Annotated in this window: 13 protein-coding genes; 6 read left to right on the top strand and 7 right to left on the bottom strand. The window is 37.1% G+C overall.

What is annotated here, in order from left to right; translation table 11 throughout:
- Nucleotides 1-17: 17 nt before the first annotated feature.
- Nucleotides 18-980 carry a putative glycoside hydrolase gene (locus EHR01_RS18570; RefSeq protein WP_135697118.1) on the top strand — a complete coding sequence of 321 codons (963 nt, stop codon included), beginning with the start codon at nucleotides 18-20 and terminating at the stop codon, nucleotides 978-980.
- A 37-nt stretch (nucleotides 981-1,017) separates the two neighbouring features.
- On the opposite strand, the gene EHR01_RS18565 is transcribed toward EHR01_RS18570, so the two are convergent.
- Nucleotides 1,018-2,040: a lipase secretion chaperone gene (locus EHR01_RS18565; protein WP_135697116.1), complete on the bottom strand. Its 1,023-nt coding sequence runs from the start codon at nucleotides 2,038-2,040 to the stop codon at nucleotides 1,018-1,020.
- A gap of 90 nt (nucleotides 2,041-2,130) precedes the next feature.
- Complete coding sequence (locus tag EHR01_RS18560) at nucleotides 2,131-3,042, bottom strand: esterase/lipase family protein (RefSeq protein ID WP_135697113.1); 912 nt, start codon at nucleotides 3,040-3,042, stop codon at nucleotides 2,131-2,133.
- Between the two features lie 229 nt (nucleotides 3,043-3,271).
- Between EHR01_RS18560 and EHR01_RS18555 the strand changes: the two genes are divergently transcribed.
- Entirely contained in the window at nucleotides 3,272-4,132 is an 861-nt protein-coding gene (locus EHR01_RS18555) for a heparin lyase I family protein (protein ID WP_244310189.1), read from the top strand.
- A gap of 22 nt (nucleotides 4,133-4,154) precedes the next feature.
- Here the strand turns inward: EHR01_RS18555 and radA are convergent, their stop codons facing one another.
- On the bottom strand, nucleotides 4,155-5,522 hold the full coding sequence (gene radA, locus EHR01_RS18550) for a DNA repair protein RadA (RefSeq protein WP_135697109.1): 1,368 nt from the start codon (nucleotides 5,520-5,522) through the stop codon (nucleotides 4,155-4,157).
- A complete protein-coding gene (locus EHR01_RS18545; protein WP_004786512.1) occupies nucleotides 5,522-6,160 on the bottom strand; it encodes a ribonuclease D in 639 nt (212 codons plus the stop codon). The genes radA and EHR01_RS18545 overlap by 1 nt, the downstream gene beginning before the upstream one ends.
- A 54-nt stretch (nucleotides 6,161-6,214) precedes the next feature.
- Between EHR01_RS18545 and EHR01_RS18540 the strand changes: the two genes are divergently transcribed.
- From EHR01_RS18540 to EHR01_RS18525, 4 genes are all read left to right on the top strand, one after another.
- Nucleotides 6,215-8,101, top strand: coding sequence for a glycoside hydrolase family 36 protein (locus EHR01_RS18540; RefSeq protein WP_135697107.1), 1,887 nt, complete (start codon nucleotides 6,215-6,217; stop codon nucleotides 8,099-8,101).
- 75 nt (nucleotides 8,102-8,176) lie between these two features.
- The gene (locus EHR01_RS18535; protein WP_135697465.1) at nucleotides 8,177-8,635 is read left to right on the top strand and encodes a putative lipoprotein; all 459 of its coding nucleotides are present in this window, start codon (nucleotides 8,177-8,179) and stop codon (nucleotides 8,633-8,635) included.
- Nucleotides 8,636-8,802: 167 nt separating this feature from the next.
- Nucleotides 8,803-10,482 (top strand): hypothetical protein, encoded by a 1,680-nt coding sequence (locus tag EHR01_RS18530; RefSeq protein ID WP_244310187.1) that lies wholly within the window; start codon nucleotides 8,803-8,805, stop codon nucleotides 10,480-10,482.
- Nucleotides 10,479-12,101, top strand: a complete 1,623-nt coding sequence (locus EHR01_RS18525) for a glycosyltransferase family 39 protein (protein WP_135697103.1) — start codon at nucleotides 10,479-10,481, stop codon at nucleotides 12,099-12,101. The genes EHR01_RS18530 and EHR01_RS18525 overlap by 4 nt, the downstream gene beginning before the upstream one ends.
- Here EHR01_RS18525 and EHR01_RS18520 read toward each other — a convergent pair.
- Genes EHR01_RS18520 through EHR01_RS18510 form a run of 3 tightly spaced genes read right to left on the bottom strand, consistent with a single transcriptional unit; the run spans nucleotide 12,058 to nucleotide 14,913 of the window.
- On the bottom strand, nucleotides 12,058-13,170 hold the full coding sequence (locus EHR01_RS18520) for a SpoIIE family protein phosphatase (RefSeq protein ID WP_135697101.1): 1,113 nt from the start codon (nucleotides 13,168-13,170) through the stop codon (nucleotides 12,058-12,060). The two genes, EHR01_RS18525 and EHR01_RS18520, sit on opposite strands and share 44 nt — an antisense overlap.
- 28 nt (nucleotides 13,171-13,198) lie before the next feature.
- Entirely contained in the window at nucleotides 13,199-14,014 is an 816-nt protein-coding gene (locus tag EHR01_RS18515; protein WP_135697100.1) for a hypothetical protein, read from the bottom strand.
- Entirely contained in the window at nucleotides 14,014-14,913 is a 900-nt protein-coding gene (locus EHR01_RS18510; RefSeq protein WP_135697098.1) for a histone deacetylase family protein, read from the bottom strand. The genes EHR01_RS18515 and EHR01_RS18510 overlap by 1 nt, the downstream gene beginning before the upstream one ends.
- Between the last annotated feature and the right edge of the window lie 52 nt (nucleotides 14,914-14,965).

Raw genomic sequence — 14,965 nt, 5'->3', positions numbered from 1 at the left:
TTCTTGTCATTACTACCATGAAACAGGCAACTTTTTTCCTTCTACTTTCATTCTTCCTTTCCTGCCAGTCAGCATCCAAAACCGAAAGACGGCAAAACGCAGATTCCTCGGGGATCACTCCTGATTTTATTGAAGGGCTCTATATCAATACCAAAACCATTCGTGATAAAAAAAGATGGAGCCTATTATTCCAAGTAATGAAAGACGCAGGGATGAACACTGCTGTTGTCGATATGCAACCATATCCACCCACTCCCGAACAGGTAGCAGAAGCAAAAGCATTAGGTTTCTACATGGTAGCAAGGGTGGTTAACTTTGAAGGTGGACTCATCGAAAAAACACCTAACGCAAATTTAATGGTGTCTATTCAAAAATCCATTCGCAAAGCCTGCGAATTAGGTTTTCCAGAAATACAATTGGATTATATACGTTATGCTGATGGTGGCACTAATTTTAGTATGAGTTATGAAAAACGGTATGAATCCATTCTCGGAATCATCAAAGATCATAAAGAAAAAACCAAAGATAGTTGTTCCAAAGACACTCGATGGACAGCCGATGTATTTGGTAGAGTTCCTTTTATTGAAAACGATGTGATTGGTCAAAAAGTAGAACCGTTTAGTGAAGAACTGAATGGGTTATATCCCATGTTATATCCATCTCATTTTTACGGATTAACCAAACGAGTGGCAGATCCGTACGGAACCATCAAGGACGGTCTTGACCTTACTGTTAAACGTGCCAAACAAGGAACCAAAGCCATTGCTTGGGTACAAGGTTTTAATATGATGGTAGGCCCAAGCAAACTAACTTATACAGATTATATAAAGGCACAAATGCAAGGGGCAAAAGATTCATTAGGACATGGATTTATTGTTTGGAATGCTGGAAACGAATACATTGATACAATGAATGCATACGAAAAGTATAAATCTGAGCCAAACCCTAACAACCAGAAACTCACAAAAAACGAAAACTAATTGTAAGCTTCTGTAAGTGACAAACCAAAGCGGGGATTTATTTTCCCGCTTCTTCTATATTTTTCCGCCTCACGTAAGCATCTGCTTCTTCTTCTGAACCCAAAACCTGAATCCGTAATTCTTTCAGTTTCTTTTCTTTTTCTTGTGGAGAAAGGCCACCATTCTCCTTTAAAAATTCTTTTTCTTTGGATTCATACTTTGCGATGGATTCATAAAATTTTGTCTCCTTTGCCCTTTCTTCCGACAAACTAGCCGCTTTTTCTTTTCCAAAGTATTTGGTTTCAATTTTATTTAGGTATTTTTCTTTTTCTTTTGGATCAGTGAGTGCATTGAACTCTTTATCACGAAGGCTCATTTCCACTTGGTAATGATCATATTTATCTTCTCTAGAGACTAAAGCATCATAATAAGATCCATATGTTTTTTTCTTTAGATCTTCAAACTGTTTCACTCGTTGTTCAGCCGGTACATTGGAAGATTGTTTGATAAAGTTTTGTGTACCTTCTAAAAAAGATACTTGGGATTCTTCCATTCCAAAAACCAGATCTGCCTTTTCTCCCAGAACATCTCTTCGTTTGGCTTTGATTTTTTCATACAATTCTACAAAGGATAAGTCCGTTGGCTGTTCCCATTTTCTGTATTCTTCTTCATAACGAAAGTAGGATAGAAACAAATCTTTTACTTTTTCCTTATCTGGAGATTCATATTCCGAATCAAGATAAGCAAGGATGGTTGCATTGCACTGGTCAGGTGTATATTCGGGTTTACATTTACGTCGTAATGCCCAAACTTCCCAAACAAAATTAACCTTACCTGTTTTTAAATCTTCCAATAACTCTAAATAAGGTTTGGTTCGATCTTCTCGAAAAGGAGAAATGGCTTCATCCCAAAAACCTTCCCCTGTTCCCAGAGGCGAAATTCGATCTCTAACCATTTGTTCTTCTGGACTTAGTGATTGTTTCGACTGATCTGTAGTTGAGTTTTGTTTTAAAAAGTAAAGTAAACCCAAGAAGAAAAAAAGAAATATAACAATGATGATAATAATTTTTTTAAAATCCATTCTGACTGTATAAAAACCTAATGCGGATGTGTTTTGAAATTGATTCGAAATAAAAAAGCCGGATGGACATCCGGCTTTGGTTGTTGGTTTTTATAAACCAGCTTTTGCGTTTTTTGCGATGTTTAAGTACCAACCTTGCACATCATAATAGTTTTGTCCGCTCCAAGCCAAGTTTGTTGCTTGTAAGTGGTCAATCCCAGTGGCAAACCAATAAGAAGAAGGTGTTCCTTTCCAAGCTCCCCATTTTTGAGAATTCAACGGAACCACACCATCATTACCACCACCTAAACCGTAATACAAACCACCAGCCCAAGTGATTGGGTGAGTGAGTGCCATGATTGGGTGTTGGACAAGGTCTGCCCAAGCCATTTCACTTCCATAAGAGTAGTATTTGATTCCAGATGCATTTGGTGAATTTGAATTAAAAGTCTTCACATAACTTACAGTCAGTGATTTTCCCATAGCAATTACATCTTGTGGGCGACCATCACGGTAAACTAACTTTGCAAGTAAACTGAGTGCAGAATTTGCGAACGGTTGCAACCAACTTGGAATGGCAGCCAGAACGATATCAGCCATTGGTGCTCCTTGGTGAAGCGAATTGATGGAAGTTACCGTTTGTGTTTTTCCAGCAAAACCTAAGTTGGAAACCATATAACGAACAACAAGTCCACCTTGGCTATGGCCCATCAAGTGCACCTTGGAACAACCGTTTGCTGTCATCCAAGTAGATACAGAAGATTGGATTTGGCTTGCACGAGTAGGAATGGAGTTGGTTGCCGAACTTCCAGGAGTGGTGACTTTTGCACCTTGGCTACGAAGATAACCGTCTAGGCCTCCCCAATACTTGACTAAACCACCTGCAAGACCTTGGGTATCATCAAAACCAAGGATTCCATGGACAAGTGCGATACACTGACCATCAAGAGGACCAGCAAACAGACCGGAGGTGGGAACGGAGAGAAGGGTCGCTAAAAACCCAATCAAGATTTTCTTTTTCATATTTCACCTGAACTTTCTATGTTTTTTACAATATAAATCCACAAGAATGACATCAGTCAATAACTTATGGCAAATTTAGGTCAAATGTTTCGGAACGATGTTCTTAGTTAACACCGTATGTTCTCTCTTCTTGGCTGCGAATTCTAGTACTTACCACAAAGGGATGGGACAGACAAAATGGAAAACTGTTTTGACGAACTTAGTTCGTCCATAGACTTTGATGGGAAAAATGAGAAACCAATGGCAACGCCTCTTCCTTTTGGGAATTTGTTTGGGACTAACCACCCAACTTGTACAGTGCCAAAAAAAGTCAGAAGACCAAACAACAGAGATTTTAGCGGGAACCTTACTTGCGTACCAAGCAGCTACGACTATCACTTGCACCAGTGAACAATTGACGAAAACCCAACAAGGAAGGATCTTCCAAACTAGCTTTGAGTCGGCTTCCGAATTTTCTTCTTTCTATATTGTTCCCTCACCTTACCAATCGGTAGCCACTCATGGACAAAGTACGGAACAAAAACGTACGGGCACATATTCCCATAAAGCATCTATTTTATCTGTCGGCCCCAGTTGTTTTTATCCACAAAATTGTAACCATAGAGGGTATCCAACCATCCAGCTCAACAAACTTCCGTCAGGTGGATTTAAAACACCAGTCCTAGTTGAGTTTTATGCCTATTTGGATATGAGCCTTCCGAATAGTGCCGACTGGTTTAGTTTTGCGACTTTTTCAGCAGATCCCAGCGACCAATGGAGACGAGTGGTTCTTGTGAATATAGATTCAAAAAATTATGCTTATTTAATGCATGTTCCCAATCACAACCAAAACCAACATACATTCCAAAATACAAATACAAGTTTTCCACAAAGGCAGTGGACAAAACTCACAACCTGTCTCGACTTTTCTCCTTCGGGAGGAATGGCAAAAGTGTGGATGGATGGAACTTTGATTTCAACCGCCAATGTTTCTGGAGGCTGCGGTGTATTAGAACAAGCTCATTTTGGACTCTATGCTTCACCAACGGTCAGTGCTGGAGCCATTTATAATGATGATTTAAGAATAGAAGAAGTTTCTGTTTGTCCTTAAAAAAGAAGACAAATTTCTAAAATCAAAAACCTAACTCTTGTAAGTGTTTAACAGGAATTAGTTCCAAAGAAGAAAAAAGTCCATCCACTTCTTTAAAATTCCCTTGGGGAATATAAACTTTGGAAATTCCAATTCCTGCCAATTCTTTTAGTCGCAAACTGATTTGGCCGACACTCCTCACTTCTCCCGAAAGCCCTACTTCTCCAAGAAAACCAATTTCTCTGGAAACCGGTTTGTCTTTAAAAGAAGAAGCAATAGATGCGGCAATTGCTAAGTCGAGACTTGGTTCGTCAATGCTCAGGCCACCAGCAAGATTACTAAAGATATCTGATTCGGACAAAGGGAATCCCAAATATTTTTCAAGAACAGCAGAAAGTAAAATCACACGACGATTGTCCAAACCTTCTGCCATACGACGGGCTTGCCCATAAGATGACTTGGTGACAAGGGCCTGTACTTCTACACCAATGGCCCGGGAGCCTTCCATCACAGAAGACAAAACACTACCAGATCTTTCTTCTGATTCAGGAGAGATAAACAAACGATGACGATCGAGTACTTGTTTTAACCCACCTGAAACCATTTCAAAAATAGCAGTGTCACCTACCGCACCAAACCTGTTTTTAACAGCACGGAGGATGCGGTAATAATTAAATCTGTCCCCTTCAAAATAGAGAACTGTATCCACCAAATGTTCCAAAACTTTGGGACCGGCAATCTGGCCTTCTTTTGTGATATGGCCAATGAGAAAAATAGGAACGGATGTCCTTTTGGCGGTTTCGAGAAATACCTGAGAAGATTCTCTTAGTTGAGTGATGGTTCCTGCTTGGTTGACCAAACTTTCTTTCAAAATGGTTTGGATGGAATCGACAAAGACTACTTTGGGTTTTAAATCCGAAATCATCTGCGAAATATTTTCCGCATACACTTCGGATGATAATAAAATGTTTTGGGAGGTGACTCCCATACGTTTGGCTCGAAGTCCAATTTGAGAAGCAGACTCCTCTCCCGAAATGTATAAAACAGAACCTTCATTTGCAATATTTTTGGCCATCTCCAAAACCAGAGTGGACTTTCCCACACCCGGTTCTCCGCCAACTAACACCAAACTACCGGGAACAATCCCTCCACCAAGCACCAAATCCAATTCGCTAAAACCAGTAGAGGTGCGAACATGAGCATCACTCACCACAGAACCAATCGATTTTGGATCTGTATATTTTCTATCTTTTGGTTTTTGAGAGATGGGAGAATCAAACCTTCCAGAAGAAGTATTTTCTACTTCTTCAATTTGGTTCCACTCCCCGCAGGAAGGGCATTTTCCAGCCCATCGGCTGAAACTATCCCCGCAGGATTTACATTGGTATTGGGGGAGTTGTTTTTTTGCCATCAGTGTTCGAAAAGATTAGGCACTTCTAAAAGATCAAGTTCCACTTGTGTTTCCAAAAATCCAAAACAACGCTCTGCAAGTGCAAACCTATTTTCGCGAATCATCATCTCCGTTAGGATGGATTCAAGAGCAATTAAAAACCGAACATCTGTCGATGCATAGTCTACTTGGTCTTTGGTAAGGATCTTTTTTCCCCAATCAGAACTTTGATTTTTTTTATCGATGTTTTCTTCAAAAAATTCACGAATGAGTTCTTTTAACCCATGTTTGTCGGTATAGGTTCTAGCAAGTTTACTACCAATTTTGGTACAGAATACATTTTGTACTTTGATCCCGAGCCTTGCACGTAAAAAGGTCATGTCCATTCGTGCAAAATGGAAGATCTTAGTGATCTCTTTGGATTCAAATAATTTTTGGATGTGCGGGGCTTCTTTTTGGCCAGGAAGAATTTGAACGAGAGCGACTTTATTTTTAGAATCGGAAATTTGTACGACGCAGAGTCTATCCCTTCTAGGATTGAGTCCCATCATTTCACAGTCCACGGCCAACCGGTCATCCTTTTTGAAGGCTTCAAAGAAATCTTCGTTCAGGTCACCCTGGAGGACGACTGGTTTTATAGTTGAACGTTTTTGGGTCATAATGGCTTACTATGGAAACCACCCTAACAAAATCATCAAATAGATTTTTCCAAGATGAAAATTCAATACAGAGTTCATAATTCCGTCACCATTTCTAACTTTCTTCCTGTAAAGGCGGGGGTTTACCAATCCGAATGTAAAAAATTCGAACTTTTATTACCTTCCACTACGGATCAAAAATCAGGTACCGTCCTTAGTCCCAAACTCATTTGGAGAGAACCGACAAGACCCGAAGTAGGATTTTCAGTAGATCATTTGGAACTAGAATTGTCCCTACTCCCAGAAGGAAATGGATATTCTCTTTTCCAACATGGATACCAATCCTGGTCCATCTCAAGAAAAGTCGAAAGTACATCCGTCGACAAACCACCTTTTTTATCTTTTTTACAATACTCTCAAGAGAATATTTATTCAAAACATGAATCAAAGGTCGGAAAGTTTATTTCTGAATACCTCGCTCTTGTTTATAATAAGGAAACAGGTAATGGTGTTTTGTATGCTCCCATCGAACAGGGAGAATTTGGAACTAAATTTGAAATTGTCTTTGGAGAATCCGGCAATATAACATCCGTTAAAGTCGTTTACGATGTTCATTGTTTACCTGACCTTCGTCCCAATACAAAACTTAGCATCGCAAAAATCAAAGTTCTAACGTTTAAAGGAAATCCAGAAGGAAAACTAACAAAATACTTTGAAGAGTTAGGAAAAAAAGAAGGCCCAGGAAACTTACCAAAAAAAGTTCCGACTGGTTGGTGTTCTTGGTATTATTATTACACCAAAATTGACCAAAAAACAATTTTAGACAATTTAACAAAAGTTAGAGAATTAAATTTACCTTTTGAGTTCTTTCAGATTGATGATGGATACCAAAAAGAAATTGGAGATTGGTTAGTTCCAAACGATAAGTTTCCAGGAGGGATGAGAATCCTTGCTGATGAAATCAAACGAGTGGGACTAAAACCAGGGATTTGGCTTGCTCCTTTCCTTGTTCGAAAAAAATCAGAGTTCTTTCGCAAGTATCCTGAAGCCATCCTCAAAGACCAAAACGGAAAACCTGTTCCTGCCATTTACCAACCACTTTGGGGAAGAGGTTATACTTATGCCCTTGATATCACTCACCCAACTGCTTTGGCTTATATAGAAAAAGTGTTTTCTACCCTTGTCAAAGAATGGGGATATCCTTATTTAAAATTGGATTTTCTTTATGCTGGTCTACTTCCCGGCGATGTGTATAACAAAAGTTTGTCGCCTCAAGCTCGTTATAGAAATGCATTAGAACTCATTCGTAAAGTTGTTGGGAAAAACACATTTTTACTCGGATGTGGAGCTCCCATGTTGCCATCCGTAGGTATTTTTGATGGAATGCGTATCTCTTGTGATGTGGCTCCATTTTGGTATCCTGAAAAACTTCGTGTATTCTTAAAAGATAGAGATGCACTTTGTACAAGAACCGCCCTCATCAACGATATCACTCGTTCCTCGATGCACAGACATCTATGGTTAAACGACCCTGATTGTTTACTCGTTCGTAAAAAAAGAAACAAAATGAATGAAGCACAAACCAAATTGATGGCTTCCGTCATGGCTGTGTCAGGTGGGATGTTACTTGTTTCAGATGATTTGACCAAATTAGAAACAGATCGTTTGGATCTTTTAAAAAAGGCCTTCCAACTCAACAGAGAATGCCAGGCATATACACCGATACCTATCGGAATTTTTGAAGAAGAATTCCCTACGGCAATGTACAATCCAGCAGGTTATCTTGGAATTTGGAATCCAACAGAAGAAGAACGCACCATTCGGGTGGCCATCCCACAAGGATTAAAAACCAAAGAGCCGTTTTTGGACTTCTGGACAGGAACAATGGTAAACCTTCGAATGATTGGTGGCCACTTTGAAATCACACTGCCTGCTTTTGGGTCGGTGGTAGTTTCCGTTTGATTCAGAAAATTAATTGACGGTTTCTAAATTGGACTTAGAATCTTTGCAATTCGTCGTAAGAGGTTTTTTATGCGTATGTTCAAACATTTGAGTATAGTTTCCGTAATTGCGGTACTAATTTCATTTAACAATTGTTCTATTCTTGATTCGGCTTCAGGAAGTATCAGTCGATTAGGAGTTTCTGTTTCTGACTCTGCTTCCGCACTAGTGAAATCAGTTTCGAATAGCATCTCTTCAATTTCTGATAGCGGAAAAGAAAAAGCAATGAACGAGTACAAAGAGGATATCATTGCAAGCGTAGCATTACAAATTCGTTACGGAAACCAAAAACAAGAACTTGAAAACCAACTTTCTTTAATTGCAAAATCTCACGGTGTTGTTGCGTGGAGATCAAACAGCGCAACTTACATTGCGATTGGACAAGGGTTAAAACAAGCAAACCTTTCTCCTTCTGAAATGAAAATCGTAGCGGAAGATGTAGCAAAACAAAATGTTACAGTCGCAAAACTAATATTAAACGGGTACAATCTATAATTCAGATCCACTTTGGGCGGAGAAATACCGCCCATTCCTTATTCTTTTCACTCATCTATTTTTTATTTTTTCTTCCCATTCAATCAAAGCCGAATCCAAACCCATTTGGTTTTTTATACATTGATTCAAATTCAGGGCAATCCAGTGGCGGGCATTCTGCACTGCGTTTGGGAGATAGGGTTTACCATCTGCAGTATTCCTTCGAAGACAAAATCTTCCACATCGTCAGAGAACCATGGGATGAGTTTCGATTCCAATATGGAGTTGTACAAAATCGCAATATAGAACTTTACGAGTGGGATTTATCGGAACAATCCAAACGTCTTTTAAGACAAAAATGGAACGAACTGTATCTCGTCCAAGAGACACATATCCAAAATCAAAAAAAACTGGAAGAAGAATGGGAAAATTTAAAAACAAAAAGAACTGAAAATCAATTTTTATTACCCATTTCAGGATTTGGTTATTTTACAAATATACATGATCCAAACCCTTCCTTTCTGAATTTATTTTCTTTTTCAGAAGAAGAAAAAAGAGAGTTGGAAACTACCATATTCAAATGGGAAAAATTTGAAAAAAGTCTACATTTAACAGACGATATACGATCATTACCAAAAACTGAATCACCTTACCCTTTGGTCTCTTCCTTACAAACAAAAACAGAACAATACAAAATCATACAAAAAAGAATTTTTGTTCGCAAGTTTCTCTTAGATCCTGTTTTAACTTATGACCAAGCCTTTCTACAATTAAAAGGACCTAATTTCCAACTGGATGAAACCGAAAAAAAAATCTGGGGAAGATACCTCGATCATTTGGCAAAGGACCTAAGATCCTGTCTTTTTGAAATAGAATGTAATGATTGGGAGGAAATGACCTTACTCATTCGGATCCTCTATGTACAAAAATCGATCAAAGAAGGAAACATTGTATTTCCCAAAAAAAATCTAGATGGTTTTACCTATCTCCCTGAAATAGAAATACCTGAATCAATAAAAATCACCAAACAAGAAGAATATGCTATTTTATTTGAAACAAACAAAAAAATCTTTTCTTCAGGTTATGACCCCATTCTTTTTTTTAATTGGGAATCTTTTTTAACGAGATACCAAGGTTTTTTAGATTCAAACTATTTTATCGAAGGGATTGAATTCAATTGGAAAGGATACAATCCATACCAAAACAAATTGAATCAAAACATAGAACCAATTGATTTGAATAAAGATATTTCAATAAAAGAAGAAAATCTAGAAAGATACACAAAAGGAATTCAAAATCTATATTCTTATCATTTGGTGGATCAAAATTGTACAACAGAACTCATTCGTTATTTGAACGAAATGTTTCCCGAAGGTAAAATTGGGAATGATGTTTTTTGGAAACCAATTTCAAACAAGGTGATTAGTTTCAATTTTATCCCATCCGTAGCTGCTTTCAAATTAGAATCCAGTGATTCTACAAAACAAATCAAAGTTTATCCATCATACAGAAATCTCAAACGCAAACAACTTGACCAATTTTCAGAAAGGTATTTCCAAGATCGATTTGTCCCCACCTCAAAAATCTATAAAACAAATCCCATCGATCATTCGTTTTTATTTTTTACGGAAGAAACCATTTGGGATCGCCCAATTTATGGTTTGTTTAATACAGTGTGGGGGATTGGTTATACTACAGTGGGAGTGATCACCGCTCCTTTTGATAAAGGGAAAAGATTTTCGAAAGGAACTGAGACTGTATTTTATAGCCTTCCAGAACTTGTCTTTTTTAATATCCGTAAAGGTCATTTTCCTTTCATAACAGCAAAAGAAATTCCAGAAGAGTACTACGAAAAAGATTCCTTATGAAAACAGCATTTTTATATGTCCCTTATCTATTCCTTTTGGTTTGCCAATTTTTACCTAACAAACCTTGGTTTTTTCCAGCAAACTCCCTAGTTTACATTGTCATTGCCCTCTTTTTCATTTTTCTCCAATCCGTAGTTCTTTATGGAAAAACGAAGGGTCTCGTTTTCTTCAAAAATTTGGAACAATATAAATATCCGGATTGGATCGTTGCATTTATTTTCTTTGTCTGTTTAGTTTTATTTCCAATTCGCAATATGGATTGGGGTGATGGACTTCTTCTTTTAGAAACCAATCTTTTAGAAACCAAATTATTTGGGTTTCAATTCACCTTAGATGAAATTCTAGAAACTGTCCTTCATAGCCTTGGTTCCAATTTTTTATCGAATTTGGGTTTTTCCGATGACCCAAGAATTTCTTATACTTTTTTATCCCAACTAGCAGGAATTTGTGTGATTTTTGGTTTTTTATGGGCAGCCAGAGAAAATTTAAAATCAAATTCATTATCAATACTCATCTTACTTTCGTCAGGTGGTATATTGCTAAACTTCGGTTATGCAGAAAACTATACTCTTGTAACAGCAAACCATTTATTTCTCTATATTTTTGTCTCAAAATTTGTAAAAAATCCGAAGGGAAATGATTTATTGTTATACGGTGCAACTGCTTTGGTTGCGATATCGATGTTATTTCATTTGGTATCAGGATATTTGGTAATTCTTTTGGTTTACCTTTGGTATTTTCATTCTCCAAAGGAAAAGAAAATCAAACATTTGATTGTCTGTAGTTTCATCGGATTTTCTATCCTTCTTCCTTGGTTTTTGTATTTTTTATTTTTGCATGATCCATCCATTGATAGAAATAGTACTCATTTAATCCATCCTCCATTTTATCCGAAAAGTCGATTGATTTCTTTAAACCACATCAAGGAAATCCTTTCTGTTTTGTATTGGAATGTATCCATTCCTTCCTTATTTTTACTGTATCAAATTCTTTTCTCCCGATCTGAGTGGAAAAATTTTTTCAGACTCCCTGAATCAAAAGTCACTGTTGTTGCTATTTTCGCTTTTTTTCTCCATGGATTTTTCCATAACCCACAGTTAGGTTTTCCTGCGGATTGGGACTTAATGGGTTTTTATTGGTTACCCATTACCTTTCTAACTCATCAATTTTGGATTCATTCAAAAGAGATCCACTTTGAATGGATCCCTGTTTTTTTATTTGGCACAGTGATTGTTCTTGTTTCTGCAGTGAATTTAAATAAAACAAATCAAAAAAAAGAAATTTTATGGGAAGTAACAAAAACAACAATTCATAGTTATGTGGCAGAGAATAAAGACTATATCAAGACTCTTTCTAAAGAAGATAAAAAGTTTTTTGCAAAAGGTGATTTTTTATTTTATAAAGGACAAGTCATCACAAAACAACTTTGTGATTTCCCTGGAAAATTAGATATCATTCGCGAAATGAACACACATAGAACCAATTGGAAAAAAGGATTTGAAGATGGAAGGTTTCAATCCAAAGACGTACTGAGCCAGTTTCTGACAGAAGCAACTAAAACAAATATAAAATATATTAAATCTCTAGAAGTAAATAGGATATGTCATCCGCAGCTTTAGAAGAAGTTTCTAAATATTGAATATAGTTTGTGATCTCCGTTTTCATGCCTTCAATACGATTGGTTCCACCAGGAAGTTGGATCAAAGTTTGAACCAGCGGATGTGTGCTAGAAGCAAGAAGTCCATCGGAATATAAAAAGAGAAGATCTCCTGTTTCCACTTGGATTTCATTTTCCGCAAATTCCATTTCCTTCAAAATTCCTAAAATTTGTCCCGATTGGTCTTGTAAAATCAATGGGGCACGACTTTCTTTTTGAAATACAATTGGGAATGGATGACCACCTCTAGCATAGGTGATTTTTTTCTTAGGATGGTCCACAACAATACTAATTGCTGTCATACTATGAGTTCCGATAGCATTACAAAGTTCTCCATTCAACCGAACTAACAATTCAGAAGGAGCAACCGTTGTGGTTCTAGCCAATTCTTTATGAATCGTTGTCATCAAAATGGCAATGAGGCCAGAAGTTACACCATGACCTTCAATATCACCCATCAAAATTAAAGTACGATCCTCATCCAAAGGCAAAACTTGAAAAAAATCTCCTGATACAAAACTTACGGGTTTAATATCAGCAAATATCTTGTGACTGATTTGGGGAAGGTTCATTGTTTTTGACTGAATTTTTGCAGCCAACCGAAGATCCCTTTTGATGGACTCATCGATCGATTCCTTATCTTTCAAAAAATTATAATATTCAAATGCTCTTGAAATTGCTGCTTCAATCGATTTTGTATGGAAGGGCTTTAGAATAAAATCGGAGGCTCTATGATAAAGAGAGGAAACAACGGTTTGAATATCGTGTTCCCCTGTCATCATTAGAACTTGGGTTTTGGAATCATAGGTTTTGATTTTTGGTAACAGATCCAAGCCAGAAGTATGCGGCATATTGACATCCAAAAAGACGATTGGATTTCGTTCTGCTTCAAAGTATTCCAAACCTTGCAATGGGTTGGTAAAATACCGAACGAAGTAACCCAATCCATTGATAATGAGCTCTAAGGTTTCACAGATTTCTGTGTCATCGTCAATGATTAGGATCTCAGGTTTAAAAGAATACTCGGACATCTACTAGATGTATCGGCAAAATTTAGTCTTATTTTGAGACCAATGTGAATTTTAGTTTTTCTTTGACCTCATCAACTTTTTTAAAATAAGCCTCATGAAAGACTTTTTTTTCTAAATAAGGATCCGTGCAGGAAATCATCTCTCCATACTTCCACTCATATGGTTCTCCATTTTCATAACGAACTCTGTTCTGATGGATCTGGGATGACAAACTTCTCAAATTAGTGCCACGAAAATTTTTCACAAGGGCTCGAAATGTTCCTTCTTTTTCTGGATCGATAAAACGAAACTTTCGTGAAAATAAAACTGCATCGTGAAAGTATTCAGGCACATTAAAAGCACCTGATGTTCCGAGTCTTTTGGAAAGGACTCGAATGAAATCGGTGAATTCGTTTAAAACATTGAGTCCAGGATATTCTTGTCCAAAGTATAATTCTTTTTTGATGTCCCCTGGTTCAAAGTTAATATTTTGAGTCAGAAGCCAGTCGATATAAATCATTGGAAATTGTTCGTCATCACCTTTCATCTGAAATTGAGATACTTTCAAGCGAGTATGAACCAATATCTTTTTAGTTTCTGTTTTAATATAAATGCGATTATCAAAGTTGTTAAGAATTTCTAATTCGATGATTGGGTTTGGAAATCCGCGTTTTTCAACGGCAGAAATTAATCCAGCGCTTACTAACAGTTGTTCTACTTCATAATGAGTAAACCGGTTAAACAACCGTGGTTCCATGTTGAGAGAAGTGTTTAGTTCTTTGGAGACATCAACTAAAGACAGATCATCTAAATTCAGCCAATCAGATTCGTTTTTCTTTTTGTCTGTAGACGAAAACACTCCCATTATTTTTCTCCGAATGCCGTAATTGTATTAAAATGAATTTCAACGGTATCACGAAAATCACGAGCGTAACCGCCAGCAAGTGTCACAACACATGGAACGTTCAACGACTCTGCAAATTTGCGAACCATCAAATCTCTCTCTTTCAATCCTTTCATTGAAACTTTCAATTCTCCAAGAGAATCATCTTCATAAGGATCTGCTCCTGCAACATAATAAATCATATTGGAATCAAAATCTTTTCGGATTTTATTTAAGGATCTTTCTAATGTAGCTAAATATTCATCATCTTTTGTATTCGGTTCTAAGTTCACATCTAAGTTAGATTCTTCTTTTTTTGGGTAAAGATTACCTTGGTGCATCGAAAATGTGAAAACTTTGTCATCATATTGAAAAATATAAGAATTCCCATTACCTTGGTGCAAATCTAAGTCAATGATAAGTGCATTTAAATCTGGATTTGTTTCTTTTTGTTTTCGTATAGCAATTGCTACATCATTCAAATAACAAAACCCTTCTGCTTTATCCGGGAAACTATGGTGGTAACCGCCGCCCATATTAAAAGCAAATCGCGAAGTTTTTGAAAGTTCTGCCGCCATCATAGTTCCACCCACACCATACATAAAACTTTCCACAATACTTCGATTAAGTGGAAGTTCTGAATACATTGTTCGCGAGGTGTGTTCGTAACTAAACAAATCGTCTAAGTATTCTTTTGTATGAACGAGTTCTAAATCAGCCTCTTCTGCTTTTTTTGGTAGCAAAATGTCCCAAGATGCATAAACAGGATCCCTTTTCACACGATTATAAAGATGAGAATACTTATGTGCCGGGAACACATGACCCGGCAATTCGAGATTGTACGAAGAGTGGTAGATAAGAGCGAGTGCATTAGATGCCATTAAATTGATATTTTTGCGAAAAATGACACAAGTCAATTCAATCCGTACAATT

The sequence above is a fragment of the Leptospira mtsangambouensis genome (assembly GCF_004770475.1).
Lineage (GTDB): Bacteria > Spirochaetota > Leptospiria > Leptospirales > Leptospiraceae > Leptospira_A > Leptospira_A mtsangambouensis.
Note: the sequence above shows the minus strand (reverse complement) of the source record. Positions and strands in the feature narration are given on the sequence as shown.

What these genes read in the sequence shown, in the direction of transcription:
- EHR01_RS18570 (WP_135697118.1), top strand. Translation starts at nt 18, where the DNA reads ATGAAACAGGCAACTTTTTTCCTTCTACTTTCATTCTTCCTTTCCTGC.
- EHR01_RS18565 (WP_135697116.1), bottom strand. Translation starts at nt 2,040, where the DNA reads ATGGATTTTAAAAAAATTATTATCATCATTGTTATATTTCTTTTTTTC.
- EHR01_RS18560 (WP_135697113.1), bottom strand. Translation starts at nt 3,042, where the DNA reads ATGAAAAAGAAAATCTTGATTGGGTTTTTAGCGACCCTTCTCTCCGTT.
- EHR01_RS18555 (WP_244310189.1), top strand. Translation starts at nt 3,272, where the DNA reads ATGAGAAACCAATGGCAACGCCTCTTCCTTTTGGGAATTTGTTTGGGA.
- radA (WP_135697109.1), bottom strand. Translation starts at nt 5,522, where the DNA reads ATGGCAAAAAAACAACTCCCCCAATACCAATGTAAATCCTGCGGGGAT.
- EHR01_RS18545 (WP_004786512.1), bottom strand. Translation starts at nt 6,160, where the DNA reads ATGACCCAAAAACGTTCAACTATAAAACCAGTCGTCCTCCAGGGTGAC.
- EHR01_RS18540 (WP_135697107.1), top strand. Translation starts at nt 6,215, where the DNA reads ATGAAAATTCAATACAGAGTTCATAATTCCGTCACCATTTCTAACTTT.
- EHR01_RS18535 (WP_135697465.1), top strand. Translation starts at nt 8,177, where the DNA reads ATGTTCAAACATTTGAGTATAGTTTCCGTAATTGCGGTACTAATTTCA.
- EHR01_RS18525 (WP_135697103.1), top strand. Translation starts at nt 10,479, where the DNA reads ATGAAAACAGCATTTTTATATGTCCCTTATCTATTCCTTTTGGTTTGC.
- EHR01_RS18520 (WP_135697101.1), bottom strand. Translation starts at nt 13,170, where the DNA reads ATGTCCGAGTATTCTTTTAAACCTGAGATCCTAATCATTGACGATGAC.
- EHR01_RS18515 (WP_135697100.1), bottom strand. Translation starts at nt 14,014, where the DNA reads ATGGGAGTGTTTTCGTCTACAGACAAAAAGAAAAACGAATCTGATTGG.
- EHR01_RS18510 (WP_135697098.1), bottom strand. Translation starts at nt 14,913, where the DNA reads ATGGCATCTAATGCACTCGCTCTTATCTACCACTCTTCGTACAATCTC.